Source organism: Cellulomonas sp. JZ18, from assembly GCF_009720485.1.
Taxonomy (GTDB): Bacteria; Actinomycetota; Actinomycetes; order Actinomycetales; family Cellulomonadaceae; genus Cellulomonas.
The window spans coordinates 146,423-163,235 of sequence record NZ_CP045245.1; the positions used below are offsets into that span (position 1 = coordinate 146,423).

Genomic DNA, 16,813 nt, shown 5'->3' on the forward strand with positions numbered 1-16,813 from the left:
GGACGGCGGCCCGCCGTCGTCGCCCGAGGAGAGCCGATGTTCGCCGGTGTGAGCGCCTTCCCCCTGACCCCGCTGCGGGACGACCGGGTCGACGAGGACGCCGTCGGCCGGCTCGTCGCCGCCGCCGCGGCAGCGGGCGTCGACTCGGTCTGCGTCCTCGGGTCCACCGGCGTGGCGCCGTACCTCGCGCGCGAGGAGCGGCGCACGGTCGTGGCGCGCGCCGTGAAGGAGGTCGGCGACGTACCGCTGCTCGCGGGCGTCGGCGCGCTGCGCACCTCCGACGTGCTGGCGCACGCGCAGGACGCCGCCGAGGCCGGCGCCGCGGGTCTGCTGCTCGTGCCCGTGACGTACCAGCCGCTGACCGACGACGAGGTCGTCGACCTGTACGCGGAGGTGACCGAGCGCGTCCCGCTGCCGCTCGTGCCCTACGAGAACCGGCGGACCACGTCGGTGGCGTTCACCGACGACCTGCTCGCACGCGTCGCCGCGCTGCCGCACGTGGCGTCGGTCAAGCTGCCGGGTGCGCCGGGCGACGTGGCCGCGGTGAGCGCCCGCCTCGCGCACCTGCGGACGCTCGTGCCGGCGCACGTCGGCGTCGGGTTCTCCGGCGACGCGTACGCCGCGACGGCGCTCGCGGCCGGTGCGGACACGTGGTGGTCGGTGCTCGCGGGCGTCGTGCCGGCCACCGCCGTGCGGCTCGCGCACGCCGCGCGCACCGGCGACCGGGCCACGGTCGACGCGCTCACGGACGCGCTGCGCCCGGCGTTCGACGTCCTGTCCGCGCAGGGCGGGGTCCGGGTCGCCGCCGCGCTCGCGGAGCACCGCGGCCTCGTCGAGGGCCCGTGCCTGCCGCGCCCGGTGCAGGGCCTCCCGGCGTCGGACCGCGACGCCGTGGTGGCGGCGCTGGAGGCGGCCGAGCGGGTCTGAGCGGGCGTCAGGGGCGCCGCGTCGTCGCCCGCACCACCGCGGTGATCGCGGTGCCGACGTGCCGCGACGGCCCGCGCCGCGGCAGGGCGGCGAGCCGGTCGGCGAGCGCGGGCAGGCGGTGCACGGCGCCCACCGCCGCCGCGTGGGCGACGTGCAGGGCCGCACGCCGGTGCGTGTCGAGCGCGCTGTGCCCCGTGCCCGCGAGCGGCACGAGCACCGCGTCCGGGTCGACCGCCGCGACGTGCTCGGCCACCGGGCGCGGCGTGCGCAGGTCGCGGTCGCCGGACACCACGGCCGTCGGCCAGGTGAACCACGGGACCGCGGCCGGCAGGTCGAAGGGGTCGGCGACGACCGGGACGCCGTACCGGGCCACGTGCCGCGCGGCCGCGTCCGCGAACGCGAGCTGCGGGTCGAGCGGCAGGCCGTCCGGCGGCAGGCCGGAGCCGACCTCGCCGTACATGATCCCCGCCACCAGGTCCGGCTCCATGACGTACGGCCGCCCGCTGCCCTCCGTCTCGCCCGAGCCGAGCGTCGCGACGCGGTCCCAGACCGCCCGCAGCCGGCCGGCGCGGCGCGCGAGGAGCAGCCGGTGCAGGACCTCGGGACCGGCGAACTCGTGCACGACCTGCACGACGTGCCCGAGCTCGGCGGGCGGCACGTCGTCGGCCAGCGCCCGCACGGCCGCCGCGACGGGGGCGAGAGCCGGGTCCTCGCCGTCCCACAGCAGCCGCCGCCGGTGGGCGCGCGCCGTCGCGAGGTCCTCCGCGGGTGCGTGCACGGGGGAGTCGAGGACCATCGCCGCCACCCGCTCCGGGTGGCGGGCCCCGAACGCCTGCGCGACGTACGAGCCGTAGGACGCCCCGTACACGACCGCCTGGTCCACACCGGCGGCGTCGAGCACCGCGGCGAGGTCCTCCACCACGGCGGCGACGGTGACGGCGGCGACCGGCAGGTCGCGGCCGTCGGTGTCGCGACGCGACAGGCCGACGCCCCGGTGCTCGACCATGAGGACGTCGAGGCCGCGTCGGGCGGCGTCCGCGCGCAGCGGGATGTACGGCAGCACCGACGCGAGCCCGGGACCGCCCGGCAGGACGAGCACGGGCGGCGCGTCCCCCGGGGGCCCGAGCGCACCCAGGCGACGCGCACGGTGCCGTCGGCGCCTGCGCCCACGGGCCGCTCGACCGTCCCGCCCTGCTGCGCCAGCACCTGCTGCGCCGCCCTCGCCACCCCGTCGTCGCCCGCCCGCTTCTGCCCCATGACCGCCGCAACGGCCGGGGGCGCCGCCCGGTTCCTCGTCCGCCCGGTTCCTCGTCCGTGCGGGCCCGTGGGGTCGGGCACGATGGAGGCACCACCCCCGACCTCCCAGGAGCACCCGCATGCGCACGCCCGTCGACCGCACCGGACGCGTCCTCGCCGTCGTCGCCCTCGTCGAGGCGTTCACCTGGGCGGGGCTGCTCGCGGGAATGTTCCTGAAGTACGTGACGCAGACGACGGAGCTCGGCGTCACCGTGTTCGGGCGGCTGCACGGCGGCGCGTTCCTCGTGTACGTGGCCGTCGCGCTGGTCGCCGCGGTGCGGCTCCGGTGGCCGTGGTGGGTGACGGGGCTCGCGCTCGCGGCCGCGGTCCCGCCGCTGGTCACGCTGCCGCTGGAGCGGTGGCTGCGCCGGACCGGGCGGCTCGCGCGGCCGGGTGCGGCGCCGACGGGCGACGGGGAGCCGGAGCGCGCCGGGGCCGCTGCGGGCGTCTGACGGGCGGCGGCGGTGTCGGTGCCGGCACGTAGCCTGCCGCTGTGATCCTGCTCGACGACGGCACCCTGACGTACTCCGCGAGCGACCTGACGGCCGCCGCCGAGTGCGAGTTCGCGGTGCTGCGCGCGCTCGACGCGCGGCTCGGGCGCGGGCCGCTGGCCGTCACCGACGCCGACGCGATGCTCGCGCGGGTGTCGCACCTGGGGGACGAGCACGAGCAGCGGGTGCTGCGGGCCCTCGTCGCGGAGCACGGGGTCTGGTCGCCCGGCAGGACGGGTGGCGTCGCCCAGGTGCCGAGGGCCTCCGACCCCGCGTCGCGGGCGGACCTGGAGGCCGCGCACGCGACGACGCTCGACCGCCTCGCGGCCCGGGCGGACGTCGTCCACCAGGCCGCGTTCTTCGACGGGCGCTTCGTCGGGCGTGCGGACTTCGTGGTCCGCGAGCCGGGCCCGGACGGCGACGTGTGGGGCGTGCGGGACGCCAAGCTCGCGCGCAACGCGCAGCCGACGGCGCTGCTGCAGGTCGCCGCGTACGCGGACCAGCTCGCCCGGGCGGGGGTGCCCGTCGCGCGGGACGTCGTGCTCGTCCTGGGGGACGGGGCCGTCGCGACGCACGCCGTCACCGACCTCGTCCCCGTGTACCGCGAGCGGCGCGCACGCCTGGAGGCGCTGCTCGACGCGCACCGGGCGGCGGTCGAGCCCGTGTCCTGGGGCGCCCCCGGCGTCGCCGCGTGCGGGCGCTGCTCGCTGTGCGTCGCCGAGCTCGAGGAGCGGCGGGACCCGACGCTCGTCGCCGGCGTGTACGAGCGGCAGCGCGCCCTGCTCGCCGCGGCGGGCGTCACGACGGTCGACGAGCTCGCCGCCGCGGCCGACGACCTCGCCGTCGAGGGGCTCAGCCCCGCGCAGGTGGCGCGCGTGCTGCGCCAGGCCCGGCTGCACGTCGACCTCGAGCGGCGCAACGCCGACCCCGACCACCCGACCGACGTGCCGTGGGCCGTGCCGCACCCCGAGCGGGTCGCCGCGCTGCTCCCGCCCGCCGACCCGGGCGACGTGTTCTTCGACTTCGAGGGCGACCCGCTCTGGTACGACGCCGCGCTCGCGGGCGAGCCGGACGCGTGGGGCCTGGAGTACCTGTTCGGGTCGTCGAGGCGCCCGAGCACCCGGGTGCCGAGCCGCGGTTCCGCGCGTTCTGGGCGCACGACCGCGGCGAGGAGCGCACGGCCCTGCGCGCCTTCCTCGACTACCTCGCCGAGCGCCGCAGCCGCTTCCCCGGCCTGCACGTCTACCACTACGCGGCGTACGAGAAGGTCGCGCTGCTGCGGCTCGCGGGCCGCCACGGGGAGGGGGAGGCCGAGGTCGACGGGCTGCTGCGCGAGGGCGTCCTCGTCGACCTGTACGCCGCCGTGCGGGCCGGCGTGCAGACGGGGCAGCGCTCGTACTCGCTGAAGAAGCTCGAGCCCCTGTACATGGCGCAGGGCCGCGGCGACGGCGTCACGAACGCGGCCGACTCCATCGTGGAGTACGCCGAGGCGGTCGCGGCGCGCGACGCCGGGCGCGAGGGCGAGTGGCAGGACCGCCTCGACGCGATCGCGGCGTACAACCGCTACGACTGCCTGTCCACGCTGGGCCTGCGGGACTGGCTGCTCGCGCGGCTCGCCGAGGCCGGTCTGGAGCCGCAGCGGCCGACGGTCCTCGACCCCCAGGCCGCCGCGCGCGCCGCGGAGCTGGGCGAGCCGGACCCGCTCGAGGAGCGGCTCATGGCCGTCGCCGGCCCCGGGCCGAACGAGGGCGTCGTGCGCCCGCCCGGGCGGCAGGCCCTCGCGCTCGTCGCCGCCGCGCTGCGGTACCACCAGCGCGAGGACAAGCCGTACTGGTGGGGCCACTTCGACCGGCTCAAGGCCGACCCGGCCGAGTGGGCCGAACGGCGCAACGTGCTCGTCGCGGACGACGTCGAGGTCCTCGACGCGTGGCGCCTGCCGGCGGGCAAGCAGGTGGAGCGGCGCGTGCTGCGCATGGTGGGTCGGCTCGAGCCGGGCAGCGACCTGCGCGCGGGCGCCAAGGCCGTCGGCCTGTACGACCCGCCGTTCCCCGACTGCATGAAGTCCTCGCCCGACGGCCCGCGCGGCTGGTGCGAGCGCATGACGGTGCTGGAGGTCACGGCGGTCGAGCGGGACGGGCGCGTCCGCGACGTGCTGGTCGTGGAGGAGACGCGCCCCAAGGGGTCCGACGCGTTCGACGCCCTGCCGATGGCGCTCGCCCCCGCCGGGCCGCTGGGCACGCAGCCGCTGCGCAACGCGATCCGTGCGCTCGCCGAGGACGTCGCGGCCGGGCTGGAGGGGGTGCCCGCGCAGCCGACGGACGACGTCCGGCTGCCCACCCGCGCGGTCCTCGACCTGGCCCGGCGGGTGCCGCCGCGCACCCGGTCGGGCGCCCCGATCCCGCCGCTGGCCGACCCCGACGACGCCGTCGACGTGCTGACCCGGGCGCTGCTCGACCTCGACGACTCGTACGTGGCCGTGCAGGGGCCGCCCGGCACCGGCAAGACGTACACGGGTGCGCGCGTCGTCGCGGGGCTGGTCGCGCGTGGGTGGCGGGTCGGCGTCGTCGCCCAGTCGCACGCGGTCGTGGAGAACATGCTCCGGGCGGTCGCCGGCGCCGGGGTACCGGCCGACGCGATCGCGAAGAAGGCACCGGGAGCCCAGGACGGGCGCGTCGCCGACCCCGACGCGCCGTGGACGTGGGTGCCTGACAAGGGGTTCGCGGGCTTCTGGGGCTCGCACCCCGGCGGCGCGCCCGGCGCGGGCGCCGTGCTGGGCGGCACCGCCTGGGACCTCGCGAACGCCGGTCGCCTGCCGGACGCCCCGCTCGACCTGCTCGTCGTCGACGAGGCCGGGCAGCTCGCGCTCGCGACGACGTTCGCCGTGGCGGGCGCCGCCCGCACCCTCCTGCTGCTCGGCGACCCGCAGCAGCTCCCGCAGGTCAGCCAGGGCACCCACCCGGAGCCCGTCGACCGGTCCGCGCTCGGGTGGCTGTCCGACGGGCACGACACCCTGCCGCCCGCGCTCGGCTACTTCCTGCCCGTGACGCACCGCATGCACCCCGCGCTGTGCGCGGCCGTGTCCACCCTGTCCTACGAGGGCCGCCTCGCCGCCGCCCCCGCCGCCGCCGCGCGCGAGCTCGACGGCGTCGCCCCCGGTGTGCACGGGGTGCTCGTCGAGCACGAGGGCAACAAGGTCCGCTCCCTGGAGGAGGCGGACGCGGTGGTGCGGCTCGTGCGGGACCTGGTGGGGCGGACCTGGCGCGACCCGTCGGCGGGCGCGGGGGCGTCCGAGCGGCCGCTGGAGCCGCAGGACGTGCTCGTCGTCGCGCCGTACAACGCGCAGGTGTTCACGGTCCGCCAGGCGCTGGAGGCCGCCGGGCTCGGCGGCGCCCGGGTCGGCACGGTCGACCGGTTCCAGGGGCAGCAGGCGCCCGTCGTCGTGGTGACCACGGCGGCGTCGTCGCCGGCGCAGGTGCCGCGCGGCCTCGACTTCCTGCTCGACCGCAACCGGCTCAACGTCGCCGTCTCGCGCGGGCAGTGGGCGGCGTTCGTCGTCCGCAGCACGCGCCTCACGCACGTCCTGCCGCGCCGTGCGGAGACGCTCGAGCGGCTCGGTGCGTTCATCGGCCTGACCACCGCCAGCGTCGTGCCGGTGCCGGACGTCCCGGCCGGGCCCCTCGACGCTGCGCGCGCGCCCGTCGGCAGCCGCACGTAGCGTCGAGGAGGTCCGCGACCGCACCGACGTGCTGCCGTCCCGCACCGGCGCCACGTCGGCCGAGCCCTCCGGAGATGGTGCCCGTGCCGTCCGACCGCCCCCTCGTCCTCGTCCTGCACGGCGCCCGCGGCGACCTGTCGCGGCGCATGGTGGTCCCCGCCCTCGCGACGCTCGACGCGCGCGGCCTGCTGCCCGAGCGGTGGGCGCTCGTCGGCACCGGCCGTCGCGACCTCGACGTGGAGGAGTTCCGCGACGTCGTCCGCTCGTCCCTGGACGAGTTCGGCGACGACGAGTCGCGGCACGCGCTCGACGACGTCCTGGAGCACGTCGCCTGGTGCCGGGACGTCAGCCAGGACGACGACGACCCCGGCACCCTCCCGGACGTCCTGGCCGACCTGCGCGAGCACCTCACCGGCGACCGCGACGGCGACGTGCTGGTCGTGCACTACCTGGCCGTGCCGCCGGAGTCGTTCGTGCCGCTCACGCGGGCGCTCGCCCGCCACGGCCTCACCGACGGCGTCCGCGTCGTCTACGAGAAGCCGTACGGCACGTCGCCGGACTCGTTCCGCGAGCTCGACGCGGTCGTGCACGAGGCGCTCGACGAGGACCAGGTGTTCCGCATCGACCACTTCCTGGGCAAGGAGGCGACGCAGAACCTGCACGTGTCGCGGTTCGCGAACGAGCTCATCGGCGGCGCCTGGGACCGGCACCACGTCGCGCAGGTGCAGATCGACGTGCCCGAGACCCTCGACGTCGACCAGCGCGCCGAGTTCTACGACGCCACCGGCGCCGCGCTCGACATGCTCGTCACGCACCTGTTCCAGGTCGCGGCACAGGTCGCGATGGAACCGCCCGCCGGCCTGTCCGCCGACGACCTGGGACGGGCCCGCGAGGAGGTCCTCGAGGCGTTCCGCCCGCTCGACCCGGACGAGGTCGTGCTGGGCCAGTTCGAGGGCTACGGGGACATCGAGGGGGTCGCCGACGGGTCGACGACCGACACGTACGTCGCCGCCCGGCTGTGGGTCGACACCGACCGCTGGCGCGGCGTGCCGTTCCTGCTGCGCACGGGCAAGCAGATGGCGACGTCCGCGCAGCAGGTCACGCTCGTGCTGCGTACGCCCGACCACCTGTTCGGCGAGGACGTCGGCCCCAACCGCCTCGAGGTGTCCCTGACCGGCGCCGGCGAGGTGCGGCTCGTCACGACCGTGAAGAAGCCGGGGCCGCGCCTGGAGCTGGAGACCGGTACGGTGCGGCTCTCGCTGGACGACGTGCCGGGGACCTCCCTGCCGCCGTACGCCGGGCTGCTGCAGGACGTGCTCGTCGGGGACCGGACGCTGTTCACGACCCCCGCGGGGCTCGACGCCGCGTGGCGGGCGTTCGCGCCGCTGCTCGGCGACGGGCGCCCCGAGCCCGTGCCGTACGCGCGCGGCTCGTGGGGCCCGCAGGAGGCACGTCGGCTGGCCGAGCCGCACGGGTGGGTGCTGGGGCAGTGACCATGACGGACGAGCACGAGGACGGACCGGTGGACGAGCAGGTGGACACGCAGGTGCAGGAGCACGAGGGCGGGCAGGTCCCGGACGGCGGGACGGCGGTCGTCGCCGACGAGGGCGCCCAGACCGTGGAGGAGGCGTTCGACCGGGTCCGCGCGTCGCTGCACGCGGAGGAGGCGCGCCTCGCGGCCGAGCTCGAGCGCACCGAGGCCGAGGCGCGCGCCGCGGTGGACGCGGCGGTCACCGCCGTGAAGGAGGACCTCGCGACGCAGGCCGAGCGCGTGCGCGCCGCGATCGCCGAGCAGCGCGACGCCGTCGTCGCCGAGGGCGAGCGCGTGAGCGCCGAGCTCGACGCGCAGGCGGAGGCCGACGTGCCCGACGGTGACGTGCCGCTCGACCCCGGGCGCGGCGAGCCGGTGCCCGGCGCGCACGGCGACGTGGAGCGGGAGAGCGCGGCCGGTGCCGGCGGCGACGGGCCCGTGGGCACCGAGGTCGGCGTCGAGGACGGCGAGGTCACGCGGGTGCAGCCGGAACCGGGTCACGACGAGGTCCCGGACACCGCCGGCGGCCCCGGGCAGGACGACGTGCGCGAGGAGGACCGCCGGTCCTGACGCCGGTGCGCCCGCCGACGTCACGCGCTCTCGTGCGGCGCGCTCACACGTCGCGCACGACCACCGCCTTCACGGCCTTGTCCGCGAAGGTCTGCCGCTTGGCGTCCCACAGCGGCCAGAGGTAGCCCAGGTAGAGCACGAGCGAGTCCAGCGCGTGGGCGAAGTCCCGCACGAGGCACATCCACACGCTGAGGGTCGTGCCCGTCTGCTCGGACCGGACGCGGATCCCGACCGCGCGCTTGCCCAGCGACTGGCCCGTGCGCGCGGGCAGCACCCAGCGGTTGGCGATGTACAGCACCCACGTGACGAGCACCCCGACGAGCAGCACGGTCGTCCCGGTGGGTGTCGGCTGCAGCGCGGGCGTCCCGTACACGTCGGTGCCGGGCGTGGCGGTGAGCATCGCGTAGGCGTACGCGAGGCCCCACGGCACCAGTGCGAGCGTGTCGAGCAGGTAGGCGGCGACGCGCAGCACCCAGCTCGCGTACGGGACCGGCGCCCACGGCAGCGCGGCGGTCGGCGGCCGCGCCGAGGACCGCGTCGACGGCACGCCGGTGCCCCACGACGAGGCCGGCGTCGACCAGGGGCTCGCGACCGCGACCGGTGCGGCCGTCCCGAGCGGCGCCACGCCGCCGTGGTGCGCGGCCGGTGCGGCGTGCGCACCCGGTGCGGCTGCCGCGACGTCCGCGAGGACCGGCCCGGCGGGTGCCCACGTCGTCCCGCCGACCACCGGTGCCGGGGGTGCGGGCGGTGCGGCCGGAGCGGGCAGCGGGCGGGTGTGCTCGGTCCAGCCGTGGCCGTCGAACCAGCGCTCGACGTCCGGCGTCACGCCGTCGTCGTACCAGCCCGGTCCGGGCCCGTCGGAGGTGGTCATGGCGTCCGTATCGGCACGTCCGCGCGGTGCGTTGAGCCGCCGTCCCCCGGGCCCGTCAGGCGTCGAGCGTCTCCCCGGCCCGCTCCGGCAGCGCCAGCGCACCGGCCGCGGCGACGACGAACACGGCCGCGAACACGGCGAACAGCAGCCCCGTCCCGCCCGCCTCGCGCAGCGGCGGCACGGCGAGCGGAGCGAGGATCGACGCCGTGCGACCGACGCCGGCCGCCCACCCGGCACCGGTCGAGCGCACCCGCGTCGGGTACAGCTCCGGGGTCACGGCGTACAGCGCGCCCCACGCCCCGAGGTTGAAGAACGAGAGCAGGAGACCCGCGGCGATCACCGGGCCGGTGCCGGACGCGGCGGCGAACAGCCCGGCCGCGACGGCGGACCCCGCGAGGAACGCGGCGAGCGTGGGGCGCCGTCCCCAGCGCTCGACCAGCACGGCGGCGGCCGCGTACCCCGGCAGCTGGCCGAGCGTGATGACCAACGTGTACCCGAAGGACCGCACGAGCGAGTTGCCGTCCGCCACGAGCAGCGACGGCAGCCAGATGAACGCGCCGTAGTAGCTGAAGTTCACGGCGAACCAGACGACCCACAGGGCCGTCGTGCGCCGGCGCAGCCCGGGTGCCCACAGCGCCGCCAGCCGGGCACGGGTGCGCGTGGCGGCGCCCGACGCGCCCGCGGCGTCCGACCGGCCCTGCGTGCCGGCCCCTCGCGGCGCCTCGTCCTCCGTCGCGGTGCCTGCCTCGGACGTGCCCGACGTCGCCGGCGTCGCCGCACGCGCCGCGGGCTCGGCGTCGCGCACCTGCGCGCCGGTGCGGCCGTCGTGCCCGACGGCGCGCGAGCCCTCGAACCCGCGCACGACGGCGTCGGCCTCCGCGTGCCGGCCGCGCTCGACGAGGAACCGCACGGACTCGGGCAGGCCGCGGCGCACCACGACCGCGTACACCGCGGGCAGCGCGCCGAGCGCGAGCGCCCAGCGCCACCCGTCGTCGCCGACGGGCACGACGAGGTAGCCGATGACGGCGGCGAGGATCCACCCGACCGCCCAGAACGACTCGAGCACGACGACCGCGCGGCCGCGGATGCGCGGCGGCGCGAACTCGCTGACGAGCGTCGACGCCACCGGCAGCTCCGCGCCGAGCCCGAGCCCGACGACGAACCGCAGCGCCATGAGCGCCGCCACGGACCAGGCGAGCGCCGACGCGCCGGTCGCGAGGCCGTAGACGAGCAGCGTCAGCGCGAACACCTGCCGCCGGCCGATGCGGTCCGCGAGCAGCCCGCCCAGCGCGGCCCCCACCGCCATCCCGAGGAAGCCGGCGGACGCGATCCACGACAGCTGCGACGTGGGCGTCCCCCACACGACCCCGAGCTGGGCGATGACGAACGAGATGAGGCCGACGTCCATGGCGTCGAACGTCCAGCCCACGCCCGAGCCCAGCAGCAGGCGGACGTGCCGCCGCGTGACCGGCAGGGCGTCGAGCCGCGCGGTGGGGTCGGCGGCGTCGGACGGGGCCGCTCCGGTGGGCGCGGCCGGCCGGGGTGCGTGCGGCTGCGGGTCGGGCACGGCGCCTCCTGGGCGTCGGGACGCGCGTGGGGACGCGGCGCCGGGGGACTGGTGCGGGCCCGGCCGGCCGGTACGGCCTGCGGGCCCCGGGCTGCACGCATCGTCCTCGCCTCGCCGCCACCACGCCACCGCGCACCCCCGGCGCCACCGGGCAGGACGGGCACCGACCGTGAGGATGGGGGGCATGACGGGTCACGACGCCGGCAGCGCGCGGCGGGTCCGCGCACGGCACGTCGTCGGCACGCTCGTGCTGGTCGCGACCGCGCAGGTGCTGGTCGTCGAGCAGGTCGTCGCCTCGGCGTGGGAGGTGGTGCCGTACAGCCGCGCGCACCACTACGTGAGCGACCTGGGCCTCGCGGAGTGCGCGGAGCTGACGGGTCGCACGGTGTGCTCGCCACGGCACGACCTCATGAACGCCGCGTTCGTCGTGCACGGGCTGCTGGTCGCGGCGGCCGCCGTCCTGCTCCGCGACCTGCTGCCGCGACGCGCCCGGCCGTGGGTGCTCGCGGCGCTGCTCGTCCACGCGACCGGCGTCGTGTGGGTCGGGCTCGTGCCGGGGTCGCTCGCGGAGCCCCTGGGCGGGGTGCCGCGCTACGTCGTGCACAACGTCGGGTCGGTCCTGGCGGTGGTCGGCGGCAACACGGCCGCGCTCGCCGCGGGGCTGGCCCTGCTGCGGCGGCGCCGGGCGTGGGCGGTCGTGTCGCTCGTCCTCGGCGGGGCGGGCGCGACGGCGACCGTGCTGGACGTCGTCGGCGTCGACCTCGGGCTCGGGGTGGGCGGGGGCCAGCGGGCGACGATGTACCCGGCGGTCGTGTGGCTGGTCCTCACGGGCGCCGTCCTGCTCGGCGCGCTGGCCGCCCGGCACCGGGCCGTGCGGTAGGCATGGGTGCATGACTCGTACCCCCGCCGTCGGTGTGATGCTCCCGCGCGACCTCGACCCCACGCAGGTGCTGGCGTTCGCCCGCCGCGCCGACGAGCTGGGCTTCGACGAGCTGTGGGTCGTCGAGGACCTCGGGTTCCGCGGCGGCGTCGCGCAGACCGCGGCGGTGCTGGCCGCCACCACCCGGGTCCGGGTCGGCATCGGGATCCTGCCGGCGGCGGTGCGCAATGTCGCCTTCGCGGCGATGGAGGTCGCCACCCTCGCCCAGCTCTTCCCGGGGCGGGTCGACGTCGGCATCGGGCACGGCATGCCGGACTGGCTGCGGTCGGTCGGCGCGTGGCCCGCGCGTCCGCTGACGTTGCTCGAGGAGTACCTGACGACGCTGCGGTCGCTGCTGCGCGGCGAGACCGTGACGAGCGGCGAGGCCTCCGCGCTCGGCCTCGTCGACGTGGCGCTCGACCCGTCCGGCGTGCCCGAGGTGGTGCCCGACCTGATCGCGGGCGTGCGCGGGCCGCGCTCCCTCGCCGCCGCCGGCCGCGTCGCCGACGGCACGGTGCTCGCCGAGCCCGCCACGCCCGAGTACGTGCGCGCCGCGCTCGCCCAGGCGGCCCCCGCCGGGCCGCACCGCGTCGCGGCGTACAACGTCGCCGCCGTCGACGACGACGCCGCCGCGGCGCTCGCGACCGCACGGCCCGCGCTCGCGTGGATCGGCGAGCCGGACTGGGACGTGCACGTCGCGCCGCTGCCGTTCGCGGACGACTTCCGCGCCCTGCGCGCGTCGTGCGCGACCCGCGAGGAGTTCGCCGCCCGCCTGCCCGACGCGTGGGTGGCGCAGCTCGCGCTCGCGGGCACCCCGGACGCGGTCCGCGCCCGCCTGGGCGCCCTGGCCGACGCGGGCGTCACGAGCGCCGTGCTGCTCCCCGCCGGCCCCGACCCGGTGGCCGCGCTGGCGTCGCTCGCCCGGGTCCTGTGAGGGGGACGGCCGGGGTGTCGGCGGACGTGGACGAGGCCGCGCGCGCCCTGCTCGCCGGCTGACGCCGACCCGACCCCAGCCCGGCCCGCCGCGTCCCCCCGCACGGGTCGTGACCTGGCGGCAACACCGGGGACACACCCGGCTCGTACGGTCGCCGGGTCGCGGGGAACGCCCCCACGGCCCGGCCCGGAGCCGGTCGCGAACCGTTCACCGTCACGTCATGGACAGCGCCGCCCCGCAGGCGTCACGCTGTGCCGACCGTGCGCGGGGCCGGTGCGAGGGACGTGGGAGGTGCCGGTGCTCGAGCACGTCGACCCCTTCATCGGCACCGAGCAGACGTCTCTGCCGCGACCCACCGGGCTGGCCGCGACGTGGTGGTGGCCCAAGCCCCAGGTCGGCAACACCCACCCCGGGGCGACGTACCCCCTCGGCATGGTCTCGGCGTGCGCCTACTCGGGCGCGTACCCCACCGGGTACGGCCGCTACGACCTGTCCACGGAGGGGCTGCCGCCCGTGCTGCACGACCGGCAGGTCGCCAGCGGCTTCACGCACTTCCAGCAGTCCGGCACCGGCGCGATCCGCAAGTACTACAACTACTTCCGGGTCACGCCCATGCTGCGGCCGCTCGACGACCTCGGCCAGGTGTGGGACGTCGTGGACGAGGAGGCGTCGCCCGGGTACTACGCGGCGACGCTGTCCTCCGGCATCCGCTGCGAGGTCACCGTCGGGCCGAAGTCGGCGGTGCACCGGTACACGTTCCCCGCGCACCACGACGCCCGGCTGGTCATCGACTTCTCCCTCGGCGGGCTCGACATCCCCTACGGGCGCACGGTGCCGCTGCGCGCGCACCTGGCGTCGGTGGCGCCCGGCGTCGCGGAGGGCGAGATCGTCGTCGAGGGGGCGCCGCTCGCCGTGCGCGTCGAGTGCGACGCGCCGCACTGGCGGCAGATGCTCTGGTACGACCGGCGGCTCATGCCGGGCGGCACCCGCCTCGACTTCGACCGGATCCGGCCCACGACGCTGCGGCCCTTCGGGCTCATGTGGGCCGGGCCCACCGAGCCCGGGCAGGTCGTCGAGCTGCGGTTCGGGTTCTCGCTGCGGGGCGTCGACCAGGCCCGCGCCACCCTGTCCGCGGAGTGCGGCGACGAGCCGCGGGCGTTCGACCTGCGCCGCACGCGCACCGAGGCGGTCTGGCGCGAGCACCTCGGCAAGGTGGCCGTGGACACCCCCTCGTCGGAGCGTCGCACCGTCATGGCGACCGCGCTGTACCACTCGCTGATCAAGCCCTGCCTCGCACCGGACGAGAGCCCGTTCTGGCCGACGCCCGGCCCGTTCGCGTTCGACCTGTCGACGATGTGGGACATCTACCGCACGCAGCTCCCGCTGCTGACGGCGCTCGTCCCCGACCGCGCGGTCGAGCTCGCCAACGCGCTGCTGCAGATCGCCGAGGAGGAGGGCAACCTCCCCATCGGCTACCGCATGGCGCGCGGGGCCGACCGGTTCAGCCGGCAGGGGTCGGCGCTCGCGCACACGTTCCTCGCGGACCTGTGCGCGCTCGGGCTGCCGGGCACGGACTGGGACTGGGCGCTGGTGCACATGCACAACGACCTGCGGCGCACGTACGGCGAGGACTTCCTGCTGCGCGGCCGTGCGCACCCCATCAGCCACACGCTCGACCTCGCGTTCGGGTACTGGTGCACCGCGATCGTCGCGGCCCGGGTCGGCGACCTCACCCTCGTGGAGCAGTTCCGGCCCCTCGCCGCCCGGTGGCGCAACGCGTTCGGTGACGACGGGCTGCTCGTCGACTCCACGTACTACGAGGGTGGGCGCTGGAACTACTCGTTCCGGCTCCTGCACGACATGGCGTCGCGCATCGCGCTCGCGGGCGGCGACGACGCGTTCGTCGCCCTGCTCGACCGGTTCTTCGGGTACGGCGCGGAGCCCGTCGTGCAGCCGGGCCTCGCACCCGACGCGGACGAGCTGCTCGCCGGCTACGCGCTCGACCGCTTCGAGGGGCTCAACAACGAGCCGGACATGGAGGCGCCCTGGGCCTACATGTACGCCGGCCGCCCCGACCGCACCGCCGAGGTCGTGCACCAGGTCGTCACGCAGCAGTTCGGCACCGGCCGTGGCGGGCTGCCCGGGAACGACGACTCCGGGGGCTTGTCGTCCTGGTACGTGTGGGCCACCCTGGGGCTCTTCCCCGTCGCGGGGCAGAACCTGTTCCTCGTCAACGCGCCGGCGTGGCGCGAGGCGCGGATCGACGTGGGCGGCCGTCCGCTCACGGTCGAGACGACCGGCTTCGTCGAGCCCGAGCCCGGCGGACCGGCGCAGCACGTGCAGTCCGTGCACCTCGACGGCGAACCGCTCGAGCGCCCGTACCTGACCGGCGGGGAGCTGCACGCGGGCGGTCGGCTCCTCATCGGCCTCGGCCCCGAACCCTCGGGCTGGGGTACGCACCACCGACCACCGAGCGCACCGGCACCGCGACCGCCCGCCGGGGCCCCCACGCTCGTCCGGTCGGGTCGCCCCTGACGTCGTCCGACCCCGCGCACCGCCGCGCGGGCCACCGGGCGACCCGCTCGCAGCACCCCTGCGCCCCCCGGCGCCGCACCACCGCACGCACCCCGCCACCCCCCGACCCGTCCCCACCCGGACCGAGAGGACGACGCCGTGACCGCCTCCGCCGCCGCCCACCACGCACGCCGCGCGCGCCGCCTCGTCATCGTCGTGCGCGCCGACCCGGTCATCTGCGGCCACTCCGGCGAGGCGCGCAACCTCGCCGAGGCCGCGCTCGACCGGGGGTTCGACGAGGTGCGCATCGTCACGTGGCCGGTCGGGCGCCTGCAGGAGGCGGGGCTGCCGCTCAAGCCGCTCGACCGCGTGCTGCCCTACCGGGAGGGGATCGTCGTCGAGCGGCCCGAGCCCGTCGGCGACTACAAGGTGCCCGACGGCCGGTACCTCGCCGGTCTGACGGGGCGGCTCGTCGAGCTGTTCACCGACGGCGTGCCCACGGTCGCGCTGTCGCTCTACCTGTCGCCGCACGCCACCGCGGTGGCGGACGCGGTCGCCGTCGCGCGCCGCACGGGGCTGCCCGTGGACGTCGTCACGGTGGCCGAGGCCGTCGGGTCCGACGTCACGAACGTCGTGCGCGCGTGCGTCGAGGAGGACCGGTTCGGCGCCGCCGCGCACGTGCTCGCGCAGTACCTCTCCCACGACGTGTGCCTCGCGGTGTCCCGGTACACGCGCGACCTGATCGTCACCGAGGCGGCCGCGATCGACGCCCGGCACGGGACGCGGTTCGCGGAGCAGTGCGCCGCCCGGGTCGAGGTGTCCTACCCGGCGATCGACGTCGGCCAGTACCTGGCGCGCACCGAGGAGGGCACGGACGCGGTGCTCGCCGCGCGCGGGCTGGAGCGGGACGGGTACGTGCTGTTCCTGTCCCGGCTCGCGCACGCCAAGGGCGTCGACGACCTCATCGAGGGGTTCGTGCGCTCGGGCGCGCCGGCGGCGGGGCAGCGGCTCGTGGTCGCCGGCAACGGCCCGCAGGCCGAGGAGCTGCGCGCGCTCGCGGCCGCCACGCCCGTCGCCGACCGCATCACGTTCCTGCACGACGTCTCCGACGACGAGAAGCCGCACCTGATGGCGGGGTGCACCGCGTTCGTGCTGCCCAGCAAGCCGCGCCCGGAGTTCGTCGAGACGTTCGGCATCGCGCTGGCGGAGAAGATGCTGTCCGGCGGCGGCCCGGTCGTCACGACCGACACGGGCGGCATCGGCGAGGCCGTCGGGGACACCGCGGTGATCGTGCCCGTCGAGGACCCGGACGCGATCGCGGCCGCCCTCGACGACGTGCTCGCCACGGACCCGGTCGACCGGGCCGCGTGGGCGGAGCGCGCGCGGGAGTACGCGCTGCAGTTCGACCGGGCGGTCGTGCTCGACAAGATCCTCGACCACGTGGCGGCGCTCGAGGCGGCGCCGGCGCTGGCCTGAGG

General features: G+C 77.1%; 12 protein-coding genes. 9 read left to right on the forward strand and 3 right to left on the reverse strand.

Translation table 11 applies throughout. From position 1 onward, the window contains the following. The first annotated feature begins 36 nt into the window (after positions 1-36). Positions 37-927 (forward strand): dihydrodipicolinate synthase family protein, encoded by an 891-nt coding sequence (locus GC089_RS00730; RefSeq protein WP_155376068.1) that lies wholly within the window; start codon positions 37-39, stop codon positions 925-927. Between the two features lie 7 nt (positions 928-934). Here the strand turns inward: GC089_RS00730 and GC089_RS00735 are convergent, their stop codons facing one another. Next, the gene (locus GC089_RS00735; protein ID WP_230684962.1) at positions 935-2,026 is read right to left on the reverse strand and encodes an alpha/beta fold hydrolase; all 1,092 of its coding nucleotides are present in this window, start codon (positions 2,024-2,026) and stop codon (positions 935-937) included. Positions 2,027-2,303: 277 nt separating this feature from the next. Here GC089_RS00735 and GC089_RS00740 point away from each other — a divergent pair, with 277 nt between their 5' ends. From GC089_RS00740 to GC089_RS00755, 4 genes are all read left to right on the forward strand, one after another. Beyond that, positions 2,304-2,675: a DUF3817 domain-containing protein gene (locus GC089_RS00740; protein WP_155376069.1), complete on the forward strand. Its 372-nt coding sequence runs from the start codon at positions 2,304-2,306 to the stop codon at positions 2,673-2,675. A 1,114-nt stretch (positions 2,676-3,789) separates the two neighbouring features. Further along, the gene (locus GC089_RS00745; protein WP_370514042.1) at positions 3,790-6,429 is read left to right on the forward strand and encodes an AAA domain-containing protein; all 2,640 of its coding nucleotides are present in this window, start codon (positions 3,790-3,792) and stop codon (positions 6,427-6,429) included. 83 nt (positions 6,430-6,512) lie between these two features. Further along, the gene (locus GC089_RS00750; protein WP_230684963.1) at positions 6,513-7,922 is read left to right on the forward strand and encodes a glucose-6-phosphate dehydrogenase; all 1,410 of its coding nucleotides are present in this window, start codon (positions 6,513-6,515) and stop codon (positions 7,920-7,922) included. A gap of 2 nt (positions 7,923-7,924) precedes the next feature. Further along, a complete protein-coding gene (locus tag GC089_RS00755) occupies positions 7,925-8,530 on the forward strand; it encodes a hypothetical protein (protein ID WP_155376071.1) in 606 nt (201 codons plus the stop codon). Positions 8,531-8,573: 43 nt separating this feature from the next. Here GC089_RS00755 and GC089_RS00760 read toward each other — a convergent pair whose 3' ends face one another. Next, on the reverse strand, positions 8,574-9,401 hold the full coding sequence (locus tag GC089_RS00760; RefSeq protein ID WP_155376072.1) for an RDD family protein: 828 nt from the start codon (positions 9,399-9,401) through the stop codon (positions 8,574-8,576). Between the two features lie 55 nt (positions 9,402-9,456). Next, the gene (locus GC089_RS00765; protein ID WP_370514043.1) at positions 9,457-10,968 is read right to left on the reverse strand and encodes an MFS transporter; all 1,512 of its coding nucleotides are present in this window, start codon (positions 10,966-10,968) and stop codon (positions 9,457-9,459) included. A gap of 184 nt (positions 10,969-11,152) precedes the next feature. On the opposite strand from GC089_RS00765, the gene GC089_RS00770 reads away from it, so the two are divergent. From GC089_RS00770 to GC089_RS00785, 4 genes are all read left to right on the forward strand, one after another. Next, a complete protein-coding gene (locus GC089_RS00770; RefSeq protein ID WP_196250773.1) occupies positions 11,153-11,848 on the forward strand; it encodes a DUF998 domain-containing protein in 696 nt (231 codons plus the stop codon). 10 nt (positions 11,849-11,858) lie between these two features. Next, positions 11,859-12,821, forward strand: coding sequence for an LLM class flavin-dependent oxidoreductase (locus GC089_RS00775; RefSeq protein WP_155376075.1), 963 nt, complete (start codon positions 11,859-11,861; stop codon positions 12,819-12,821). Positions 12,822-13,118: 297 nt separating this feature from the next. After that, positions 13,119-15,356 (forward strand): glycoside hydrolase domain-containing protein, encoded by a 2,238-nt coding sequence (locus GC089_RS00780; protein WP_155376076.1) that lies wholly within the window; start codon positions 13,119-13,121, stop codon positions 15,354-15,356. A 138-nt stretch (positions 15,357-15,494) separates the two neighbouring features. Continuing rightward, entirely contained in the window at positions 15,495-16,811 is a 1,317-nt protein-coding gene (locus tag GC089_RS00785; RefSeq protein ID WP_155376077.1) for a glycosyltransferase, read from the forward strand. Positions 16,812-16,813 lie beyond the last annotated feature (2 nt).